The organism is Spirillospora sp. CA-108201, assembly GCF_050936235.1.
Taxonomy (GTDB): Bacteria; Actinomycetota; Actinomycetes; order Streptosporangiales; family Streptosporangiaceae; genus Spirillospora.
On the sequence record NZ_JBNJNE010000001.1, the window covers coordinates 3658911 to 3678361 of the forward strand.

Annotated in this window: 21 protein-coding genes, 3 tRNA genes and 1 pseudogene; 7 read left to right on the top strand and 18 right to left on the bottom strand. The window is 72.6% G+C overall.

Features of this window, described 5'->3' with window-relative positions; genetic code table 11:
• Window positions 1-3: 3 nt before the first annotated feature.
• The 7 genes from ACQEU6_RS17820 to ACQEU6_RS17850 form a co-directional block, all read right to left on the bottom strand.
• A complete protein-coding gene (locus tag ACQEU6_RS17820; protein ID WP_499333277.1) occupies window positions 4-1641 on the bottom strand; it encodes a proton-conducting transporter transmembrane domain-containing protein in 1638 nt (545 codons plus the stop codon).
• Window positions 1642-1681: 40 nt separating this feature from the next.
• Window positions 1682-1987 (bottom strand): NADH-quinone oxidoreductase subunit NuoK, encoded by a 306-nt coding sequence (gene nuoK / locus ACQEU6_RS17825; RefSeq protein ID WP_499333279.1) that lies wholly within the window; start codon window positions 1985-1987, stop codon window positions 1682-1684.
• On the bottom strand, window positions 1984-2520 hold the full coding sequence (locus ACQEU6_RS17830; RefSeq protein WP_499333281.1) for an NADH-quinone oxidoreductase subunit J family protein: 537 nt from the start codon (window positions 2518-2520) through the stop codon (window positions 1984-1986). The genes nuoK and ACQEU6_RS17830 overlap by 4 nt, the downstream gene beginning before the upstream one ends.
• Window positions 2521-2548: 28 nt before the next feature.
• Window positions 2549-3412: a complex I subunit 1 family protein gene (locus tag ACQEU6_RS17835; RefSeq protein ID WP_499333283.1), complete on the bottom strand. Its 864-nt coding sequence runs from the start codon at window positions 3410-3412 to the stop codon at window positions 2549-2551.
• A complete protein-coding gene (locus ACQEU6_RS17840; protein ID WP_499333285.1) occupies window positions 3405-4283 on the bottom strand; it encodes a hypothetical protein in 879 nt (292 codons plus the stop codon). Before ACQEU6_RS17840 ends, ACQEU6_RS17835 begins: the two co-directional genes overlap by 8 nt.
• On the bottom strand, window positions 4274-4618 hold the full coding sequence (locus ACQEU6_RS17845; RefSeq protein ID WP_499333287.1) for an NADH-quinone oxidoreductase subunit A: 345 nt from the start codon (window positions 4616-4618) through the stop codon (window positions 4274-4276). The genes ACQEU6_RS17840 and ACQEU6_RS17845 overlap by 10 nt, the downstream gene beginning before the upstream one ends.
• A gap of 87 nt (window positions 4619-4705) precedes the next feature.
• Window positions 4706-5152, bottom strand: a complete 447-nt coding sequence (locus ACQEU6_RS17850; RefSeq protein WP_499333289.1) for a hypothetical protein — start codon at window positions 5150-5152, stop codon at window positions 4706-4708.
• 211 nt (window positions 5153-5363) lie between these two features.
• Between ACQEU6_RS17850 and ACQEU6_RS17855 the strand changes: the two genes are divergently transcribed.
• Both ACQEU6_RS17855 and ACQEU6_RS17860 read left to right on the top strand, forming a co-directional pair.
• Window positions 5364-5924: a helix-turn-helix domain-containing protein gene (locus ACQEU6_RS17855; protein ID WP_499333291.1), complete on the top strand. Its 561-nt coding sequence runs from the start codon at window positions 5364-5366 to the stop codon at window positions 5922-5924.
• 114 nt (window positions 5925-6038) lie between these two features.
• Window positions 6039-8093: an MMPL family transporter gene (locus ACQEU6_RS17860; protein ID WP_499333293.1), complete on the top strand. Its 2055-nt coding sequence runs from the start codon at window positions 6039-6041 to the stop codon at window positions 8091-8093.
• A 666-nt stretch (window positions 8094-8759) separates the two neighbouring features.
• On the opposite strand, the gene ACQEU6_RS17865 is transcribed toward ACQEU6_RS17860, so the two are convergent.
• On the bottom strand, window positions 8760-9731 hold the full coding sequence (locus ACQEU6_RS17865; protein WP_499333297.1) for a helix-turn-helix transcriptional regulator: 972 nt from the start codon (window positions 9729-9731) through the stop codon (window positions 8760-8762).
• Between the two features lie 62 nt (window positions 9732-9793).
• Between ACQEU6_RS17865 and ACQEU6_RS17870 the strand changes: the two genes are divergently transcribed.
• Entirely contained in the window at window positions 9794-10780 is a 987-nt protein-coding gene (locus ACQEU6_RS17870) for a zinc-binding dehydrogenase (RefSeq protein WP_499333300.1), read from the top strand.
• A gap of 35 nt (window positions 10781-10815) precedes the next feature.
• Here ACQEU6_RS17870 and ACQEU6_RS17875 read toward each other — a convergent pair whose 3' ends face one another.
• Entirely contained in the window at window positions 10816-11529 is a 714-nt protein-coding gene (locus ACQEU6_RS17875; protein ID WP_499333303.1) for a TetR/AcrR family transcriptional regulator, read from the bottom strand.
• 57 nt (window positions 11530-11586) lie between these two features.
• Here ACQEU6_RS17875 and ACQEU6_RS17880 point away from each other — a divergent pair, with 57 nt between their 5' ends.
• From ACQEU6_RS17880 to ACQEU6_RS17890, 3 genes are all read left to right on the top strand, one after another.
• Window positions 11587-12093 (top strand): cupin domain-containing protein, encoded by a 507-nt coding sequence (locus ACQEU6_RS17880; RefSeq protein WP_499333308.1) that lies wholly within the window; start codon window positions 11587-11589, stop codon window positions 12091-12093.
• A gap of 117 nt (window positions 12094-12210) precedes the next feature.
• Window positions 12211-12708 (top strand): hypothetical protein, encoded by a 498-nt coding sequence (locus tag ACQEU6_RS17885; RefSeq protein ID WP_499333309.1) that lies wholly within the window; start codon window positions 12211-12213, stop codon window positions 12706-12708.
• Window positions 12680-13552, top strand: coding sequence for an alpha/beta fold hydrolase (locus tag ACQEU6_RS17890; RefSeq protein WP_499333311.1), 873 nt, complete (start codon window positions 12680-12682; stop codon window positions 13550-13552). Before ACQEU6_RS17885 ends, ACQEU6_RS17890 begins: the two co-directional genes overlap by 29 nt.
• A gap of 6 nt (window positions 13553-13558) precedes the next feature.
• On the opposite strand, the gene ACQEU6_RS17895 is transcribed toward ACQEU6_RS17890, so the two are convergent.
• The 3 genes from ACQEU6_RS17895 to ACQEU6_RS17905 all read right to left on the bottom strand — a co-directional run bounded on the left by ACQEU6_RS17895 (window position 13559) and on the right by ACQEU6_RS17905 (window position 15631).
• Window positions 13559-13891, bottom strand: a complete 333-nt coding sequence (locus ACQEU6_RS17895) for a YnfA family protein (protein ID WP_499333314.1) — start codon at window positions 13889-13891, stop codon at window positions 13559-13561.
• A gap of 13 nt (window positions 13892-13904) precedes the next feature.
• Window positions 13905-14363 carry a MerR family transcriptional regulator gene (locus tag ACQEU6_RS17900; protein ID WP_499333316.1) on the bottom strand — a complete coding sequence of 153 codons (459 nt, stop codon included), beginning with the start codon at window positions 14361-14363 and terminating at the stop codon, window positions 13905-13907.
• Window positions 14364-14491: 128 nt separating this feature from the next.
• The gene (locus ACQEU6_RS17905; RefSeq protein WP_499333319.1) at window positions 14492-15631 is read right to left on the bottom strand and encodes an erythromycin esterase family protein; all 1140 of its coding nucleotides are present in this window, start codon (window positions 15629-15631) and stop codon (window positions 14492-14494) included.
• 90 nt (window positions 15632-15721) lie between these two features.
• Between ACQEU6_RS17905 and ACQEU6_RS17910 the strand changes: the two genes are divergently transcribed.
• Entirely contained in the window at window positions 15722-16483 is a 762-nt protein-coding gene (locus ACQEU6_RS17910) for a TioE family transcriptional regulator (RefSeq protein ID WP_499340235.1), read from the top strand.
• A 25-nt stretch (window positions 16484-16508) separates the two neighbouring features.
• Here the strand turns inward: ACQEU6_RS17910 and ACQEU6_RS17915 are convergent.
• The 6 genes and pseudogenes from ACQEU6_RS17915 to ACQEU6_RS17940 all read right to left on the bottom strand — a co-directional run.
• Window positions 16509-17057: pseudogene (locus tag ACQEU6_RS17915) on the bottom strand (phosphatase PAP2 family protein); the annotation flags it as partial.
• 136 nt (window positions 17058-17193) lie between these two features.
• Window positions 17194-17269: transfer RNA gene (locus tag ACQEU6_RS17920), tRNA-Glu, on the bottom strand.
• Between the two features lie 480 nt (window positions 17270-17749).
• Window positions 17750-17822: transfer RNA gene (locus ACQEU6_RS17925), tRNA-Glu, on the bottom strand.
• A gap of 24 nt (window positions 17823-17846) precedes the next feature.
• Window positions 17847-17918, bottom strand: a tRNA-Gln gene (locus ACQEU6_RS17930).
• Window positions 17919-18019: 101 nt separating this feature from the next.
• A complete protein-coding gene (locus tag ACQEU6_RS17935; protein WP_499333321.1) occupies window positions 18020-18655 on the bottom strand; it encodes a DUF2461 domain-containing protein in 636 nt (211 codons plus the stop codon).
• A gap of 11 nt (window positions 18656-18666) precedes the next feature.
• The gene (locus tag ACQEU6_RS17940) at window positions 18667-19434 is read right to left on the bottom strand and encodes a fumarylacetoacetate hydrolase family protein (RefSeq protein WP_499333325.1); all 768 of its coding nucleotides are present in this window, start codon (window positions 19432-19434) and stop codon (window positions 18667-18669) included.
• Window positions 19435-19451: the final 17 nt, after the last annotated feature.

Genomic DNA, 19451 nt, shown 5'->3' on the forward strand with positions numbered 1-19451 from the left:
GGCTCACCCGGCCAGGACGGCGACGGCGACGAGGACCGCGAGCACCACCGCGGCCTGGGCGTAGTACAGGTGGACCTGCCCGGTCTGCGGACGCCGCGCCAGGGCGCCCAGCCTCCGCGCCCCGCGCCCGACCGCGGCGACGAGGCCGTCCACCCGCGGCTCGACGCGGCGCCCGGCCAGCCCGGCGATCACCTGTCCGCCGCGCGCGACGCCCCGGACCGCGCCGTCGACGACCCGGTCGTCGAACCGGGCCAGCGCCCGCGCGGCGGCGAACGCCGGACGGACCGCCACGGCCGAAACGGCGTCCTCCAGCCAGAGCCAGCGCAGCGCCCACGCGGGTTCCGGGATCCGCCGGACGGCCATGACCGCGCCCACCGTGAGCACGGCGAGGACACCGGAGAGCGCGAACAGCCACGCTCCGGGCCCGCTCTCGTCCGGCACGCCGAGCAGCCGCCGCCAGGCGCTCGCGACCGGGGGAAGGCCGAGCACTCCGAGCACGGCCGCCGCGAAGGCCAGCGGGACCAGCGGCGCCTGCTGCGCGAACGGCACCCGGAACGCCGCGCCTCCGCCTCCCGGATCGAACGCGGCGCGCAACGCCTTCGCGGCGTAGGCGGCCGAAAGGACGGACGCAGCGAGCCCCACGGCGAGAAGGCCCGGCGAGCCGCCGGCACCGGCGAGGATCTCGTCCTTGGTGACCCACAACGACAGCGGCGGGACACCGGCCAGCGCGAGCGCGCCCGCCGCGAACGCCGCGCCGACCGTGCGATGGCGCCGCGCCGCGCCCCGCAACACGTCCAGCCGCCTCGTCCCGAGCACGCCCAGCCACACGCCAGCGCAGAGGAAGAGCAGGCTCTTCACCGCGGCGTGCGCGACGAGGTGCGCCGTCCCGCCGCCCAGCGCGCCGGCGCCGGCCCCGAGCACCATGAACCCGATCTGCGCGCAGGTGGACGCGGCGAGAAGCTGCTTGAGGTCGCGCTGCGCGACCGCGACGGCGCCGAGGACCAGCGCCGTCACGGCCCCGGCCCAGGCCACGAGCGTGGCGGCCCAGCCGGTCGCGGCCAGCAGCGGATGCACGCGTATCAGCAGGTAGGCGCCGGCGGCGACCATCGTGGCCGAGTGCAGGAGCGCCGACACCGGGCTCGGGCCGTCCATGGCGCGCGACAGCCAGAACGAGAACGGGAGCTGCGCCGACTTCCCGAGCGCCGACACCACGAGCCCGGCCGCGATCAGGTCCCGCCAGGGCGCACCGGACGCGGGGAGGTCGTCGAGCCTGAGGGAGTGGGCTCCGGCGACCGCGAAGCCCGCCGCCGCGTAGAGGCCCATGTCGGCGGCCCTGGTCGTCAGGAAGGCGACCCCGGCCGACCGAACCCGTCGCGCGTCCCACCACGCGTAGCCGATGAGCGCGTACGACATCGCGCCCATGACCTCCCAGCCCATCAGCAGCAGGAGCAGGTCGGTCGCCGTCACCGTGACGGCCGTCGCGGCCGCGAACAGGAGCATCAGGCCGAAGAAGCGAGCGCCGTACCCCTCCCCCGCCGCGAAGACGAGGACCGCGACCAGCACGGCGCCGAGCGTCACGAGCAGGACGGCGGACAGCCCGTCCACCGCCGGCCCGCCCGGCCAGCCGGGGAGGAGCGTCATCCGCACGCTCCCCGCAGGCGGCCGCGCCCGCTCGCTCCGCTCATCCCCCGAGGTCCCCCGCGTCGTCGGTCATGTCCACGTCGCGGGCCCGGAACAGGGCGGTGACGACGGCGAACCCCATCGCCATCTCCAGCGCCATCACCGTGATCGCGACGAGGACCAGCACCTGCCCGTCCGCCATGCCGGGCGACACCCGGAACCAGAACGCGGCCGCGGCGACCACGATCCCGTTGATCATGAGTTCGAGGCCCATCATCAGCATCACGATCGACTGCTGCGACAGCGCCCCGAAGAGGCCCACGCAGAACAGCGCGGCGGCGAGCAGCAGGAACGCCTCCAGCGTCATCGCGCCCCGTCCCCGCCGCGGCGGTCCGCGGGGCCGTAGCGGCCCCGGTGCGCGGCCAGCACCACCGTCGCGATCATGGTGGCCAGGATGGCGACGCCGATCACCATCATGACCAGCATCTTCGGTCCCATGATCGCCTCGCCGAGCGCCACCGTGGGGTCGCGCGGCGGGCGCCCCGCGCGTTCGGGCCACGGGACGGTGAGCACGCCGGCGGCCAGCGCGGCGAAGGCGAGCCCGGAGATCGCGAGCGCGCCGCGCCGGTTGTGCAGCATCGACATCGGCATCAGCCCGGCCGGGTTCATCATGTACATGACCATGAAGACGGCCATCACCAGCATCTCCATGATCATCATGAGGACGACCAGGACGCCGAGGTAGTGCAGGTCGATCAGGAGCAGCTCGCCGCCGACGCACAGGAACGAGGCCAGCAGCGCGAACGTCGCCCGCGCCATCGAGTCCACGACGAACACGGCGACGCCCGTCCCGACGGCGGCGACGGCCAGCACCCAGAACGCGACGGTCTCCCCCTTCACCCGGTCTCCCTCCTCATCCGGCCGCTCCTCACACCACGACGATCGCGACGACGAGCATCTGAAGGACGGAGGCCGGCACCAGCAGCGCCCACGCCACGGTCATGGCACGGTCCATGCGCAGCACCGGCAGGCGCCGCCGCGTCCAGACCAGCAGCGCCAGGACGGCGCACGTCTTCAGCGGCGACCACAGCCACGCCGGCAGCAGCGGCCCCGCGCCGCCGCCGAGGAACAGCGGGACGGCGACGGCGGAGGCCACCACCAGCAGCCCGAGGCGTCCCGCCAGGAAGACGAGCCGGTCAGGGCCGGACAGTTCGGCCAGGACGCCCCCGGCCACGTCGTCGCCCACGGGATGGTCGAAGGGCCCCCAGAACGCCATCGCCGCCGCCGAGACCAGGTAGACCGCGAACGCGACCGGCATCCAGACCGCGAACCACACCCCGTCCTGCGCCTGCCCGATGGCGCGCAGGTCGAGCGAGTGCGCGGCGAGCGCGGCGGTGATGAGCGCGAACATGTGCGGCAGCTCGTAGGCGAGCCCCTGCGCGAGGAACCGGTACCCGCCGACCAGCCCGAACACCGAGTTGACGCCCCAGCCCGCGAGCCACACCGACCCCCACGCGACGACCTCCATCGCGTTGAACCAGACGACGCCGACCCGCGTCCCGACCGCGACACGGTCGCCGAACGGCACCACCAGCGCGGCCAGCGCCGCCGCCACCGGCAGCGACACGACCCCGATGCGGGTGAGCAGCACGTCGGCCCTGGCCGTGACGCGCCGCTGCACCGTCAGCAGCCGCGCGGCCTCGCGGAACGGCTCGGCCGGGCGGCCGGCGAGCGCGCCGCCGAACGACGCCGCCGCGACCGCGAGCACGCCGAGGACCAGCACCTCACCCATCGCCGACCGCCCCGAGATCCGGGTCCAGGCTCGCGACGATCAACCGGGCCCGGGCCAGTTCCGCCCCTGCGAGGAGCACCGGCAGGAGAACGGCCGTCTCGTCCCAGGTCTCGCGCGGCCGGACGGGCCGCCCTTCCAGGGCCGCGCCGATGTCGCGGAGCCGGCGGTCCAGGCGGTCCTTCACGAAGCCCCGCGTCATCCATGCCAGGGTGCGCGACCGGCCGACCCTCCGGGCAAGCGACGCGAACCGCCGCAGCAGGGCGTCGTCGGCGGCCCCGTCCAGGGCGTCGTCGCGCAGCACGGCGGCACGCTCCCCGGCCGCCTCCCATCCCGCCACGCGCAGCAGCCGGGAGAGGCCGTCGAGGCCGGACGCGGCCCGGCGCTCCTGCGTCCAGAACGTCCCGCCGCCGGTGTCGACGGCGATGACCTCGGCCTCCTGGACGACGTCGCCCTGCAAGGTCAGGTCGACCCGCAGCCCTGCCGGCCAGTGCGACAGCACGGGCCCGAGCGGCACATGCAGGACGTCCAGCTTCAGCCCGTCCCGGTCGTCGGCCCGGCCGGCCATGTCCGCGTGCAGGTCGAGGGCGGCACGCGGGCCTCCGGCGACGCCCACCAGGCCGGAGACCGAGGTGCGCACGCGCGGTTCCGGCATGTCCCGCCAGACCACGTCGACGGCCTCGGCGAGCGCGGGACCCGGATTCCCGCACACCACGAGCATCCCCGTCTCCGCGGGCGACAGGGCGGGACGCCACCGGCGTTCGCGCAGCGCGCGCTCGACCGCGAGCCGGTCGCGCGTCCCGTTCGCCGCCGAGACGACGAACGGGCGCCGCGCGGCGAGCCGTCCCAGCCCCGCGGACCGTCTCAGGCCCACCGGAAAGCCCCCTCCCGCCACGCGTAGAGGACGCCGACCAGCAGCAACGCCAGGAACACGAACATCTCGACGACCGCCTTGACGCCGATCGACGCGACGACGAGCGCCCACGGGAACATGAAGACCATCTCCATGTCGAAGGCCAGGAAGACCATCGACACCGTGTACCAGCGCACGTGGTACCGCGACACCGCGTGCTCGGCCGGTCGCGCCCCCGACAGGAACGGCCCGCTCTCGAACCCGCGGGGCGCCGCCGCGGACGAGACCGCGTAGACCCCGGCGATCAGGGCCGCCACCAGCCCGAGGACCGAGAGGACGGCGACGGACGACGGCATTGCCCCTCCGGGTGCGGGTGACGTGCTAGTCGCCCTCTACCTGATCAGGTCACCGGTGAAACATCGCCCGGCGCCGCCCGCCCGGCGTCAGGCGTGCCGCACGCGGTCGGCCTCGGCGGCGGCGAGGATCATCTCGTCCACGACCCAGCGCGCCTCCGGGGACAGGTCGACCAGGGCGCGCAGCACCTCGGGCCGGATGATGCCCTGCTCGACGTCCCGGCGCAGGGCCTTCAGCGTGAGGTCCTCGCCGATCGGCTCGGACTCCCCGGCGAACCCGAAGTAGCCGATCGGCACGCCGAAGAACGTGGCGAGCGCCGTCAGGGTCTTCAGCTGCGGGTTCTCCTGCCTCCCGGTGCGCAGCTTCCACACGGTGGTGGACGAGATGTCCTCCCCGGTGGCGTGCGCGATGGCCGCGGCCGTCTCGACGTTGTTGCGCGGCGGCTCCGCCCGCGCCGGCCAGAGGTTCTGGATCAGCCACTCGACCTTCTCGGCGAGCGACGCTCCCGGCGGCACCTCGTCCACATGTCGTTGCATTCGGCTCCCACTCCCCCCATCACCAGCGATTTAAGTTGACCACACCCTCATCCGTCAGCCAAGGACATGCGCCAGGGCGGGCACGGTCGTGGCGCACCGCAACCCCGGGGTCAGGCGATGCCTCCCTCTCAGGTCGCGGCCGCTCATCCTGGGGGACGAGTCTTACAAAGAAGCATTGCAAAGCGCCTTTGCAACTCTTAGTGTCGCGGGCATGAAGGAGCAGCCGGCCCCGGAGACGATCACCGACCCGCAGCGGGTGCGGCTGCTCGCGCACCCGCTGCGGCGGCGGATCGCCGAGATCATGCGGCGCGGGCCCGTCTCGTCCACGACCCTCGCCCGCGAGCTGGGCGAGAGCACCGGCGCGACGAGCTACCACCTGCGGCAGCTCGCCAGGCACGGGTTCGTGGAGGAGGTCCCCGAACTGGCGCGCGGGCGGGAGCGCTGGTGGCGGGCGGTGCCCGGCGACCGGCGGCTGCCGCCCCACAGCGAGCAGTCGCCGGGGATGCGCGAGGCGGTGGAGGAGCTGACCCGCCGGGAGTTCGCGAACGAGATGGAGATGCTGGACCGCTACCTGCGGGAACGCGACGGGATGGGTCCGTGGGCGGACGCCCTGCTCTTCTCGTTCTCCACCCTCGCGCTGACGCCGGAGCAGGTGCGCCCCTTCTTCGAGGAGTACATCGCGCTCCTCTACCGCTACAAGCGCACGGACGACGATCCGCCGCCGGACGCGCGCACCCTCCACGCCAGGTTCCTGGCGTTCCCGGAGGTCTGAGGAGTCCGGGCCGCCGAGTTGCCGCTCGCCGGCCCGGACGGGCGGAAGCCCGCATCACCACGCCGAACGGCGTGTTTCCACGCAACGCGAACCCCACCGAAAGGAGAGCACCTCATGCTGCTCTCACGCAAACGGCGCCTGCTGAAATGGGCGGTCCTGGCCCTCTGGGTCGCGGTCACGGCGCTGGCCGTGCCGCTGGCGAGCCGGCTGCCGGACGTCGTGCAGGCCGGCTCCTCCGCCGAACTCCCGCGCGGCGCCCAGTCCACGAGGGTCGACGAGTCGGCCGCCCGGTTCGCGGACGGCGACATCGCGCCGGGCATCCTCGCCTACGTCCGCCCGTCGGGCGTCACCGGCGCGGACCGCGCGAAGGTCGAGGCCGACCGCCGCGCCCTCGCCCCGGTCGCGGCCGGTCCGATCGCGGCGCCCGTCCCGTCCCGCGACGGCGAAGCGCTGATGCTGACCGTCCCGCTGCGGGACGACGGCCTCGTCGGCAGCGCGGAAAAGCTTCGCGACCAGGCGAACCGGGACACGCCACCGGGGCTCGAAGTCAGGCTCACAGGCCCGGCCGGGTCCGCGCTGGACGTGGGCGACGCGTTCCAGAAGGTCGACAAGCCCGTTCTGGTCGTCACGGTCGTCCTGGTCGCTCTGGCCCTGCTGTTCACCTACCGCAGCCCGATCCTGTGGCTGCTGCCGATCGTGAACGCGGCGATCGCGCTCCAGACGACCGGCGCGGTGGTGTACCTCCTCGGCAAGCACGCCGGCCTCTACGTCGCCGACGGGACGTCCACGATCCTGAACGCGCTGGTCTTCGGCATCTCGACCGACTACGCGCTCCTCCTGCTCGCTCGATACCGGGAGGAACTGCGCCGCCATCCCGACCACCACCGCGCGATGGCCGCCGCGCTGCGACGCGCCGCCGCGCCGATCGCCGCGTCCGCCGCGACGGTGTCGCTCGGCCTGCTGTGCCTGCTCGCCGCCCGCATGGGCTTCAACTACGCGCTCGGGCCGGTCGGCGCCATCGGCGTCCTCGGCGGCCTGGTCGTCGTCATGTCGCTGCTGCCCGCCCTCCTGGTGATCCTGGGCCGCCGGGTGTTCTGGCCCCGCATCCCCCGCTACGGCGACGCCCCGCCCGCGCGCGGCCCGTGGGACCGCGCCGGGGCCCGCATCGCCGCACGTCCCCGGCTGGTCTGGGTGGGCGGACTGGCGGTGCTCGCCGCCCTCGCCGCGGGCTGCCTCGGCATCGACACGGGCCTGGACCGCGGCCACTTCCTCACCACGACGCCCAGCTCGACGATCGGGGAACGGCTGCTGGCGCAGCACTACCCGGGCGGTCAGGGGCGTCCGCTCCAGGTCGTCACCGACGAACCGGACACCGTGGTCGCCGCGCTCCGCACGTCCCCGGGCGTCGCCCACGTCGGGACGCCGGAACGCTCGACGGACGGACGCCTGACCAAGTTCGACGTCGTCCTGTCCGACCCGTCCGACAGCGAGGCGGCGCAGGGCACGGTCCGCGCCCTGCGGGCAGCGGTCCCCGAGGCGGACTTCGGGGCGGGCACCGCGCTCCTGACCGACCTCGCCGACGCGCAGTCCCACGACCGGCGGGTGGTGATCCCGCTCGTACTGGGGGTCGTCCTGCTCGTCCTGATGGCGCTGCTCCGAGCGGTGGTCGCGCCCCTCCTGGTGATCGCCACGGTCGTCGCGTCCTACTTCGCCGCACTGGGCGCCGCCTGGCTGCTGTTCCGGTACGGGTTCGGGTTCCCCGCCCTGGACGTCCAGGTCGCCCTCATGGGGTTCCTGTTCATGGTGGCGCTGGGCGTGGACTACAACCTGTTCCTCGTCTCCCGGATCCGGGAGGAGGTGGTCGCCGGTGCGGGACACCGCGCGGGCGTCCTGCGCGGCCTCGGCGTCACCGGCGGCGTCATCTCCAGCGCCGGGTTCGTCCTGGCCGCCACGTTCGGGGTCCTCGGCGTCATGCCGATCACGATGATGGTGCAGATCGGCGTCCTGGTGTCCCTCGGGGTGCTGCTGGACACCTTCCTCGTCCGCTCCGTGATCGTCCCCGCCCTGGCCCTGGACGCGGGACACCGCTTCTGGTGGCCCGCACGCACGCCGGGGCCCCCGCCCCCGGCCGCCCGGCCGACGGAAGTCGTCGGCGCGGAATTGCCGTGAATTGCGCGCGGGCTCTCGGCGCCCCCGACCGCCTCGAGAGCCCGCACCAGCCCTAAACATAGGGCAGCCTAACCAAACACTCAGTTCCCGTCGCGCCACAGAAACCATTATCAAATCCATTATCTGATCCGACGTTCGCGACAATCCCGACTTTCAGCCCCACGCAAATCAATCGGCGGCGGGGAGCCCACGCACCCCGTCCGCCGCATCTTTACATCGGCACATGATGACAGGTAACACCCAAGGTCAGGAGAGGATTCCCGCACAAATACCCCTCTCGCGGAGATGTGATCGTTAATGACCTCCCCTCCCCGGCACTCTCGCGGACGGGATCTCTCCGACACATTCGGGCAAGCGGCATGAGGACCCGCCAGACGGGCGAAGTCGGTCACCTTCCCTCCGCGCTCACGAGAATCCTCATTTCCCGTTCTTTGGCAACGACTATTCGTCTAACATGTTGTTCGAACGCCCCGGGACCGGGAATGGCCCGCTGGGCGGAGAGTCCTTTCGAGGACGCGGAGGGGCGGTCGGGGGGGCCGCCCCTCTCGCATGTCCGCCCCAGGTCGGGGACCGCGAAGACGACGCGAGATCAAGGTCCCTGACGGCCCGTTCTCCTCCTGGCCTCAAGACCCCTCGCGCCGCCATCGGCGTGGCCCCTCCAGAGCGCTAGGGCTTCTCCCTGGCCGGGGCCGTGTCGGCGGCGTTGAGGAATCGCGTGCCCCAGTCCCTCAGGTGGTCGACGAATTCGGGCGGTTCGATCACGGTGAATTCGGCGCCGACGTTGCCGAGCGCCTGCGTGGGCCAGTCCAGGCTGGTGGACACCATCGTGAGGCGGCAACGGTCCTGGTCGACCGGTTCGATCCGGCCCCATTGGCCGACCCTCCGGCGCACTTGTTCGGCGGGGGCGTGGACCAATGCGACGACCGTGTGAGCGGTGGGCACCTGGGCCGAGGCCCGCACGAACGCGGCGGCGTCCCCGCCGGGCAGGGGCCGTTGCCGGAAACCGGCACCGGTGCTGCGCGGCCCGGTCAGGCGGTCGAGGCGGAAGCTGCGCCAGTCGTGCCTGGTCAGGTCATAGGCCACCAGGTACCAGCGGCCGCCGAGCGCCACGAGCCGATGCGGTTCGACCTCGCGTTCGGTCTGCGAACCCCCGCGCGCCGTGTAATGGAAGCACAGCCGTTCCTGGTCCCGGCACGCCTGGGCGATCGCGGTCAGGGCCTCGGCCGGGACGACCGGTCCAGCGGGCGCCGCGGCGACGGTCATCGCGCGCAGCGCGTTCACCCGCGCCCGCAGACGGGGCGGGAGGACCTGCATCACTTTGGTCAACGCGCGCACCGCGGCCTCTTCCACGTCCGCGATCCCGCTCTGCGCGGCGTTTCCCATCCCGACCGCCAGCGCCACCCCTTCCTCGTCGTCGAGCAGCAGCGGAGGCAGGACGGCCCCGGGCGCCAGCTGGTAGCCGCCGTCGGTGCCCCGGGAGGCCCGCACCGGGTATCCCAGCTCACGCAGGCGATCGACATCGCGGCGCAGCGTGCGTTCGGAGACCCCGAGACGATCGGCCAGATCGGCGCCGGACCAGTGGCGATGCGACTGCAGCAGTGACAGCAGCGTGAGCGTGCGGGAACTGGTGTTCGCCATGTCCACATCATCTCCCACCTTCCGGTCAGAAAGTGGCCGGAAGGCCGGATAGCGTGGACCGCATGATGACTCGCGAGATCCACCTGACCTCCCAGATCGAAGCCGTCCCGGGCCCGGAGCACTTCACCGTCGCCGAGACGCGGATCGACGGCGAGGTCGTCGTGCGCACCGACTACCTGGGCCTTGCCGCGACCTACCTCGAACTCATGCGCCCCGACTGCCACCTTCCGATCCCGGCGTGGCAGCCGGGCCGGCGAGTCGGCGTCATGGCGATCGGCACCGTGCTGCGCTCGGCCTCACCGGACCTGGAGGAGGGCGACCTGGTCCAGTCGATGAGCGGCTGGAGCACGCACTCGGCGGGCCCGGCGGCCTCCTACTCCAGGTTGGACCCGAACGCCTATCCCGACCCCGGTTACCACCTGGGCCAGGGGCCGACCGCCTTCTACGGCATCGCCGAGGTGGCGAAGGCCGGCCAGGGCGACATCGTGTTCGTCTCCGGCGCGGCCGGAGGGGTCGGCTCGCTGGCCGGTCAGATCGCCCGCAACCTGGGCGCGAAGAAGGTCATCGGCAGCGCGGGCAGCCAGGCCAAGGCCGACTACCTCGTCGAGGAACTCGGCTTCGACGCCGCCTTCGACTACCACCACGACCCGGTCGCCGCGCTCAAGGAACTGGCTCCGGAGGGCATCACCGTCTTCTTCGACACCGTCGGCGGGACGCTGTACGACGCCGCTCTCCAGGCCGCCGCGCCAGGAGCCCGGTTCGCCTTGTGCGGATCACTGTCCACCCAGTTGGGGGGCGCGCCCGACCGCTTCCCCGAGCCGGACCACGCCGCCGCCCAGTCCAGGCAGGTCGAACTGCTGCCGTTCTCCTGCCACCACACGCCCGAGCAGGTCTCCGCCTGGCACCACCACTTCCGCTCGTCGCTCGACCAGGGGCGCTTCGTGTATCCGCGGACCGTGATCGAGACCGGCATCGACGGCGTGCCCGGCGCTTTCCTGTCCATGCTCCGGGGCGACCACCGAGGCAACGTGTCCGTGCGGCTGACGTGAGCGCCCGCGGCCGCGGTCAGGAGCGCGTCACATGCCTACGTGTCGCCTTCGGTGCGTACCGCGCCGCCGCCGGGTGCTGGGCGTGGGGTGTCGAGGCCCAGGGCGTGGTGGAGTTGGGCGGCCAGCCAGGTGGTGTAGTCCTGGGCGCTCCAGCCTCGGGTCGTGATCAGGGCCCGGTAGTGGGACGGGTCGTTGAACAGCCACACGACGTCGACGGCGCGTTCGTGGTCGAGGTCGTGCGGGGCGGGGCCGAGCGACTCGATGCGGTCGACCACCATGGCGGCGCCGATGCGGCGGTTGCGCTGCATCGCGTCCCACAGGTCGGCCGTTTCGGGGCCCTCGTCGGCCGCCCGGCGGACGACCTCGAAGATCTCCGCGGCGCGGCCGCCGATAAGGCGGCAGACCTCGGCGTAGGCGCGCAGGACCGCCTCGGGCGTCGTCCCCTCCAGCACCGGGCGGAACCAGGGGCGCTCGGCGACGGGAACGGGCTCGTCGTCGCCCGCCAGGGCCTGGTCGACCACCTCGCGGAGCAGCGCCGCCTTGGACCCGAAGGCGGCGAAGGCCGTCGGGCGCGCCACCTCGGCCGCCTTGGCGATGTCGGCGAGGGAGGCGGCCGCGTAGCCGCGGTCGACGAAGAGGCGGTTCGCCGCCGCGACGATCGCCTGCCGGGTCTGCCGGGCCCGCTGGTCGCGCAGCGGCGAGTCGTACCGGCGCCTCCCCCGGCCCGACGAACTGTCGTTGACGCCCATGCGGAGGCATACTACCGTCTTATTCAATAGACGTTGTCTCTCCAAATGGAGGCGGCCGTGTCGTCCGTCAACCGTCCCTACGTCCTCGCGAGCGCCGAAGGCCAGGCGCTGTGGTTCCTCGGAAACCTCGTCACCGTCAAGGCCGCGGGGGCGCAGACCCGCGGCCGGCTCACCGTCGCGGAGTTCCTCAACCCGGCCGGGTTCGCCCCGCCGCTGCACCGGCACCTGGAGGAGGACGAGATGTTCTACGTCCTGTCGGGCACGGCGCGCTTCCTGTGCGACGGGGAGGAACTCCCCGCCGGCCCCGGGGACTTCGTGCTCCTGCCGGTCGGCCTGCCCCACACGTTCGTCGTCGGCTCCGGGGAACCGCTGCGCCGCCTCCAGATCACCACGCCGTCCGGCTTCGAGGACTTCGCCGCCGAGGCCGGCGCCCCGGCCCGCGAGCTCCGGCTCCCCGACCCGGGGCCGTTCGACCCGGCGGCCCTCGGGCATGTCGCGGCGCGCCACCGCGTCGAGATCCTCGGCCCTCCCCCGAACGTCGCCGGCGCGTCCGGTCCGGCTTGAGCGGCGCCGGGCGTTCCAGGACGTCCTCCTCGTTCCAGGGGAAGGGGGCGGGACGGGCCGTCGGCCCCTCATGCGCTACTTGACACCCAGGGGCAAGTACTTGCTATCTTCCGTCAAGTGACGACCGCGGAAGACCATGTCGAGCTGGTGGACGAACTGGTCCGGGCGCTGGAGACGCGGATCCTCGATCCTCTGGAGATCCTGCTGACCTCCGACGAGCTCCTCGAACCGGTCAGGGCACGGCTGCGGGTGGAGGCCGAGGTCTGGGCCGTCCAGCTCCTCGGCGCCGACCGGGAGCGGGCCACCCTGACCGCGGCCCGGCTCATCGGGGCGCTGTTCCCCGGCGACGCGCCCTTCGCCCCGCCCGCCTCCTGGTGGAGCACGGCGCTGGGGCGGGCCGTGGCCCGCACGGCCGGCCACCCCGCGGCGGCGGCCGTGACGTACGCCACGGCGGGGGCGATGCTCGGCATCACCCGGCAGGGCGTCCACGACCTGGTCAAACGCGGCAAGCTCGACAGGGATCCCGACGGCGGCGTCACCACGTCCTCCATTCGCGACCGGCTCAACCGCCCCCAGGAGCGCACCCGTGCCATCCCGAGAAGTGATCGTCAATGACCGCCCGGTCCCTCTGGCCGTCCGCGACCACGGCGGCGGCGGATCTCCCGTGCTGCTGCTCCACGGCCTGGGCGGCACGCTCCTGCACTGGGACGCGGTCGCGCCGCTGCTGACCGGTGCGCACCGGGTCCTCGCGATGGACCTGCGCGGCCACGGGCTGTCCGGCGACGGGCTGTGGGAGTGGGAAGCGGTCCTGGACGACGTGCAGGCGGTCATCGACCATCTCGGACTGGACGCCCCCCTCGTCGTCGGCCACTCCCTCGGCGGCATGGTCGCGGTGCGGTGGGCGCTGCGCCACCCGGACGGGCCCGGGATCGTCAACCTCGACGGCCTGCGCTCGGCCGAGACCGCGCCGCAGCACTACGCGGGCCTCGGGCACGACGAACTGACCGCGCTGCTCGCGGAACTGAAGGCCCTCTTCGACGCCCAGGCCGAGGCGATGGCCCGCCCGCTGCCCGAGGCCCACGCCGCGATGCTCCCCCAGCGGGCGCTCCGCAGCACCGGCGAGGGCGTCTACGCGCGGCCGGCCGCCGCGCTGGCCAGGCAGATCAGGTACGACCCGTACTTCCAGGACAGCGTCGCGGCGGTGGCCGGCATCCGCTGCCCCGCCCTGTTCGTCCTGGCCACCGAGAGCCTGCCCGGCCTGCCGGGCCGCGTCGGCGACCTCATGCCGGCGTTGCGCGCGGGCATCCGCCGCGACCTGCTGGCCCTCACCGCCGATCGGCCGCATCTGCGCGTGCTCGAACTGGCCGGCAGCCACGACATGGTCGCCGAACGGCCCGAGCGGATCGCCCGGGCCGTGCTGGGACTCCGAGCCGGGACCGGGGCCGACGATCGGCGCTGAGCGGCCTCAGCCGCGCGGCGCGTACATGATGATCAGGACTCCGAGGACGCAGACGACCGCCCCGGCGACGTCGAAGCGGTCGGGGCGGAAGCCGTCCATGACCATCCCCCACACCAGGGACCCGGCGACGAACACGCCCCCGTAGGCGGCCAGGACGCGGCCGAAGTTCGCGTCGGGCTGGAAGGTCGCGACGAACCCGTACAGGCCGAGGGCGACGAGGCCCGCGCCGATCCACCAGCCGCCCCGGTGCTCGCGGACGCCCTGCCAGATCATCCACGCGCCGCCGATCTCCGCGACCGCGGCGAGGGCGAACAGGACCAGGGAGCGTGCGATCGTCATACCGGAACCGTACTCAGGTGCGGGAACGCCCCGGCGCGGCCCCGGGACCGGCGAACGGCAGCGGGCAGCGCGGCTCGTCCGCGCATGCGATCAGGTCGTCGCAGCCGGCGTCGAGTGCGTCGCGGAGCGTGGACCGGATGGTCTCCAGATCGGCGATGCGCCGCTCCACCTCCGCCAGTTTCGCGCGGGCCCGGGCGGCCAGCCCGGCGTCGCGGCGGCGCGGGGCGTCCAGCAGCCCGGAGACCTCGTCCAGGGTGAACCCGAGCCGCTGCGCCGTTTTGACGACCCGCAGCACGGTGACGGCCTCGGCCGCGTAGAGGCGGTGCCCGCCGAGCGTCCGGGCGGGCTCGGCCAGCAGCCCCCGCCGCTCGTAGTACCGCAGCGTCTGCGGATTCACCCCGGCCGCCTCGGCGACCTGACCGGAGCGCAGCCCCTCGTAACGGCCGCCCGCGGCCATCGGCGTTCCGGCCATCCGTGCTCCTCGTCCTAGCCGCCCCACGTCCCGACGGTAAGCCTGTACCTCGCTACGGGTTGCAACCCCGCGGGCCGCCGAGCCCATCCCCCGCCGCCGGCCGTGCGGCGGCGGGGACGGCGGGACGCTCAGACGGTCGGGCCGTCACTGACGTGCAGGACCGCGTCGGCCGTGTCGAGGATCGCCTGGTCGAGGGGGAAGTAGCCCTGCTCGAGGACGGCGTCGGCGCGCCGGCGGGCGGCCGGGATCGCGGCGGCCGGTGTGAGGCCCCAGGTGGTGATGCGGCCCTGCATGCCGCCCTCGAAGGTGTCCGGCTCCGGCTCCCCCAGCTTGATCGTGTCGCTGCGGCCCAGGCTCCCCGCGACGAGGACGTACCGCTCGTCGAGCAGGGACGCGATGATGGCGCCGGTTCCGAACCAGGTGAGTTCCATGTCCGCCATGCGCATATGGCTCGGGTTCCGCTGCAGGTGGGTGATGTGCGCGAAGACGAACGTCGGGCCGCGCCGCTCCTCGGCGTTCCGGACGGCCAGAAGGTTCTGGGCCATGAGCGCGTCCCGGGCCGCCGCCAGGCGCGAGATGCGCGCTCCCTGTTCCAGGCGCTGGGCCGCCCGCTTGTGGTACCGCAGCAGGCCGAGGCCGGCGGTGAGGTGGATCTCGGCCCTGGACCACTCGGCCCGCGACGTCGCCGCGATCAGCTTCGGCGCCCGCTCGTAGAGCGCGACGAGCATGTCGTCGGCGATCGTCCGCAACCTGCCGGCCTCGGCCGTCGCACCGATCGACATGGCCGGGTCCATGACCGCCTCCGCGCGGCTCCACCGCCGGTCGTCGCCGGTGAGGGACGCGATGTCGAGGTCGAGCCCCATGTAGTCGCGGGCGTGTTCGAGGTAGGCGCGCGGGCTCGGGGCGCTGAGGGTCTCCATCGGGGCGTCGAAGCCGTGGAAGGCCAGCCGCTCGTGCGGGGGGCGGCCCTCGTTGTACTCCCGCATCCAGGCGACCAGCCGCCGGTTGGCGTCCACCTCCCCCCAGCCGTGCGAGAAGCCTTCGCGCATGACGGCGTCGAGGCTTCCGTTGCCTTCCCGGACGAAGTCGTCGACGGCGAGGGCGGCCACCCGGTCGGTCTCCATGGCGATCGACCGGAAACCTCGGCCGGCCAGCCGCCCGAGCAGCTCGTTGCGGATCCGCCCGAACGACGGTTCCCGGTGCGTCGGCTCGCCGAACGCCAGCAGGTCACATGACGAGGGCACGAAGTCGCGAATGTCCTGGCTCATGTGGTGAAATCGTATCGTTGAAAAAACGGTTGATACTTTCTCGCCCGTGACCGTCCTTCTGCCTTCCCAAGTCTCAAAGCGGTGATGACCCTGCGGCCGACAGACCTCGCGCGGGAGCACGGCCTCTCGGCGCAGGCCGTGCGCAACTACGAGCGCGACGGGTTCCTCCCTCGCGCCGAGCGCACGCCCAGTGGCTACCGCGTCTACACCGAGGTTCACGCGGCCGCCCTGCGCGCCTTCCTCGCCCTCGTCCCGGCGTTCGGGCACGCGGCCGGCGGCCGGGTCATGAACGCGGTCCACGACGGCGACCTCGACGACGCCCTGCTGGTCGTCGACCGCGGCCACGAGCAGGTGCTCCGCGACCGCGAAACCCTCGCGGCGGTGAGGAACGCGGTGGACCACCTGATGGCGGAGCCCGGCGCCGGCCGCCCGGACGCCCCCGGGCCGCGGACGATCGGCGACCTCGCCCGCCGGCTCGACGTCACGCCGGCGACGCTGCGCAACTGGGAGGGCGCCGGCATCCTCGTCCCCGCCCGGGATCCGGCGACCGGATACCGCGTCTTCCGCGCGGACGACGTCCGCGACGCGGAGCTCGCCCACCTCCTCAGGCGGGGCGGCTACCCGCTGGAGCACATCGCCATGGTGGTGCGGCAGGTCCGGACGGCGGGCGGCACGGGCCCCCTTGCCGAGGCGTTGGAAGACTGGCGGCGCAGGCTCACCGCGCGGGGCCGCGCCATGCTCGACGCCTCCGGTCAGCTGAGCCTTTATCTGGACGTTCTCGACCGCGCCGGGTGGCGAAGGGGTCCAGGAGGAGCAGGCCCTGGAGCAGGATCGGGCCGAGGGCGAGGCTGAACAGGCAGTCGGTGAGCCAGTGCTTGTCGACGACCGTGAGCGCCACGGCCGTGACCGTCCCCGTCGCCACCGCGATGTCGCGGCGACGGCGCGGCGGCAGGGCCCGGGAGGCCGCGGGGAACGCGACGACCACCAGTTCGAGGATGATCCAGACGAGCACGAACCCGTTGAGGGTGTGACCGGACGGGTAGGCGTCACCGCGGACGAACAGCACGTCGGTTCCACTGATCGGGAACGTCCGGGGGATCAGCGACTTCAGCAGCACCTGCAGCAGCGAGAGGACCCCGACGATCAGCACGCTCGCCAGCGGGTACCGCACCGAACGCGCCCGCACCGCCGCGATGATCGAGAGCGGGACGATGACCCTGGCCAGGTAGCCGCGCTGGCCGAGCGCCGCGAACGCGTCCACCGTCGTCAGCCGCGGGCCCCGGATGTGCGCGTCGCTCCAGCGGTGGACGGCGTGGTCGAGGTGCCGGAGCGGGCCGTCCAGCAGGACGTCCACCGTGACGAGCACCATGACCGCCACGAGCACCGCGTACCAGCTCCTGGACCCCCACCTCACGGCCGGAGACATTCCCCGGCCCACGCCGGAAGCACCCTCATGGGGACGTCAGGATGGCACGCGTACCGGAGCGGCAATCGAACCGCGGAGAAAGCCGCAGGGCATGTACGGAAGAGATGACGCGCAGAATCGCGTCCCGGAACCTTGCTGGTACCCCCGAGCGGATTCGAACCGCCGTTACCGCCTTGAGAGGGCGGCGTCCTAGGCCACTAGACGACGGGGGCAGGACCATGAGCTTCGCGGTCTCCCGCTCGGCCTCGCCTAGCTTACCGGACCCCGGCCCCCGCCTCGAACCGGTTTCCAACCGACCACCCCACCACAAGCCGCCCCCGCACGCTCACGGCAACTCACCACGCGCCCCAGAGGTCGCATCCCGCAGGGTTGTTGACGCGGGTGATGGGTGGTCGGCCGTTCAGTGCAGTGTGTCCACGGTGGCGGTTCCAGTCGTGCACGAAGTCGGTTCGACCTCGGCAAGTGATGGAAAGGCAGCGAAGCCCGAAATCGCCGAACAAGAAAGAACCGCACAAACAAGATAGGAAAAAACGCCTCTTGGACGTCGCAGAGAAAACACTCTGGGCGTACGCCCCAGCCGAGTGAGGGCGAAGCCCGAACACCGGGGGTTCCAGGGGGTCGCCCCCTGGGAAGACACTGCGGGCCCCGGCGAAGGTGAGCCGAGGGCTCAACGAGCAGGGAGGCCCGTCACGTACCCCCGAGCGGATTCGAACCGCCGTTACCGCCTTGAGAGGGCGGCGTCCTAGGCCACTAGACGACGGGGGCGTGTGTCCGCCTGGGCGGACGCAGCTGGGGTACCAGGACTCGAACCTAGACTAAGTGAACCAGAATCACTCGTGCTGCCGATTACACCATACCCCAGTGTGGTACGAACTCCCGAGCCGTTTCCGGCTGGTCGCTCGCGCCTCAAGGAGAATACAGGACAGCGGGAGCAGGGCCAAAACGATTGGCCCTTCGGAGGGTCAGCGAGTGAAGTCGGGCGGTCCGATGTGCTCGCGGCCCCAGGCGACGAGGGGGCGCAGGCGCCGCCAGGACGCGCGCACGCGGGCGATGACCTCGTCGGGGTCGGACATCCACGGGTCGGCGGGCCAGCCCTCGCGAGCGTAGAGGGAGCGGTGCCGCAGGAGGTCCAGACGGGGGGCGTCGGGGGCCGTCCCGCGCGGGCGGGTCTTGAGGCGGTCGCCGGCGATCTCCATGCCGGCGGCGCGGAGGCCGTCGACGACGGCCTCCAGCTCTGCTCCGTGGACGTCGGAGGCGACGGCTTCGCGGTAGCGGCGGAGCTGGTCGGGGGTCGGGGCGTACATGCCGCCCGCGACCATGAGCCCGTCGGCGTCGACCTGGATGTAGAAGCCCTCGCCGGTGTGCCCGCCCTGGTGCGTCTTGTACGGCGACTTGTCCTTGCTGAACCGGACGTCGCGGTACGGGCGGAAGAGCTTGACGGCGCCGAACTCGTCTTCGAGTTCGGCGCACAGCTCGGTCAAGGGTTCGCGGACGTGGCGCTCGTAGGCGTCCTTGTGGGACGTCCAGTAGGGCTTGCTGTTGTCGGCCTGCAACCCCTCGTAGAAGGCGAAGGCCGCGTCGCTGAAACCGGTGAACACCCTGGGCTCCCTCAGTCGCGGGCGATGACCCGGTTGGTGAGGCTGCCGATGTTCTCGACGGTGACGGTGACCTCGTCCCCGATCTCCAGGGGGCCGACGCCGGCGGGAGTGCCGGTCAGGATGACGTCGCCGGGCAGCAGCGTCATGACCTGGCTGACGTGCTGGACCAGGGTGGGGATGTCGTGCAGCAGCAGGGACGTGCGGGCCTCCTGCCGGACCTCCCCGTTGACGGTCGTGGAGATCGCCAGGTCGGCGGGGTCGACCTCGGTCTCGATCCACGGGCCGATCGGGCAGAACGTGTCGAAGCCCTTGGCCCGCGTCCACTGCCCGTCCCTGGCCTGGAGGTCGCGGGCGGTGACGTCGTTGGCGCAGGTGTAGCCGAGGATGACCTCGGCGGCGCGGGACGCCGGGACCTCGCGGCACATCCGGCCGATGACGACCGCGAGCTCGCCCTCGTGGTCGACGCGCTCGGACAGCTTATGCGGGTAGGCGATCGCCTCCCCCGGGCCGATCACGGCGGTGGACGGCTTGGAGAACAGCACCGGCTCGGCGGGCGGCTCGTCCCCTCCCATCTCGCGGACGTGGTCGGCGTAGTTCTTCCCGATCGCGATGATCTTGCTGGGCAGGATCGGCGCGAGCAGCCGGACGTCGGCGAGCGAGAGGCGCTGCCCGGTGAAGGTCAGCTCCCCGAAGGGGTGGGCCGCGATGACGGCGACGGTGTTCTCCTCCACCACACCGAAGGACATGCCGTCGTCGGTGGAGAATCTGGCGATACGCATGGTCAAGAGCCTAGTAC

What these genes read in the sequence shown, in the direction of transcription:
- ACQEU6_RS17820 (WP_499333277.1), bottom strand. Translation starts at nt 1,641, where the DNA reads ATGACGCTCCTCCCCGGCTGGCCGGGCGGGCCGGCGGTGGACGGGCTG.
- nuoK (WP_499333279.1), bottom strand. Translation starts at nt 1,987, where the DNA reads ATGACGCTGGAGGCGTTCCTGCTGCTCGCCGCCGCGCTGTTCTGCGTG.
- ACQEU6_RS17835 (WP_499333283.1), bottom strand. Translation starts at nt 3,412, where the DNA reads ATGGGTGAGGTGCTGGTCCTCGGCGTGCTCGCGGTCGCGGCGGCGTCG.
- ACQEU6_RS17845 (WP_499333287.1), bottom strand. Translation starts at nt 4,618, where the DNA reads ATGCCGTCGTCCGTCGCCGTCCTCTCGGTCCTCGGGCTGGTGGCGGCC.
- ACQEU6_RS17850 (WP_499333289.1), bottom strand. Translation starts at nt 5,152, where the DNA reads ATGCAACGACATGTGGACGAGGTGCCGCCGGGAGCGTCGCTCGCCGAG.
- ACQEU6_RS17855 (WP_499333291.1), top strand. Translation starts at nt 5,364, where the DNA reads ATGAAGGAGCAGCCGGCCCCGGAGACGATCACCGACCCGCAGCGGGTG.
- ACQEU6_RS17860 (WP_499333293.1), top strand. Translation starts at nt 6,039, where the DNA reads ATGCTGCTCTCACGCAAACGGCGCCTGCTGAAATGGGCGGTCCTGGCC.
- ACQEU6_RS17865 (WP_499333297.1), bottom strand. Translation starts at nt 9,731, where the DNA reads ATGGCGAACACCAGTTCCCGCACGCTCACGCTGCTGTCACTGCTGCAG.
- ACQEU6_RS17870 (WP_499333300.1), top strand. Translation starts at nt 9,794, where the DNA reads ATGATGACTCGCGAGATCCACCTGACCTCCCAGATCGAAGCCGTCCCG.
- ACQEU6_RS17875 (WP_499333303.1), bottom strand. Translation starts at nt 11,529, where the DNA reads ATGGGCGTCAACGACAGTTCGTCGGGCCGGGGGAGGCGCCGGTACGAC.
- ACQEU6_RS17895 (WP_499333314.1), bottom strand. Translation starts at nt 13,891, where the DNA reads ATGACGATCGCACGCTCCCTGGTCCTGTTCGCCCTCGCCGCGGTCGCG.
- ACQEU6_RS17900 (WP_499333316.1), bottom strand. Translation starts at nt 14,363, where the DNA reads ATGGCCGGAACGCCGATGGCCGCGGGCGGCCGTTACGAGGGGCTGCGC.
- ACQEU6_RS17905 (WP_499333319.1), bottom strand. Translation starts at nt 15,631, where the DNA reads ATGAGCCAGGACATTCGCGACTTCGTGCCCTCGTCATGTGACCTGCTG.
- ACQEU6_RS17940 (WP_499333325.1), bottom strand. Translation starts at nt 19,434, where the DNA reads ATGCGTATCGCCAGATTCTCCACCGACGACGGCATGTCCTTCGGTGTG.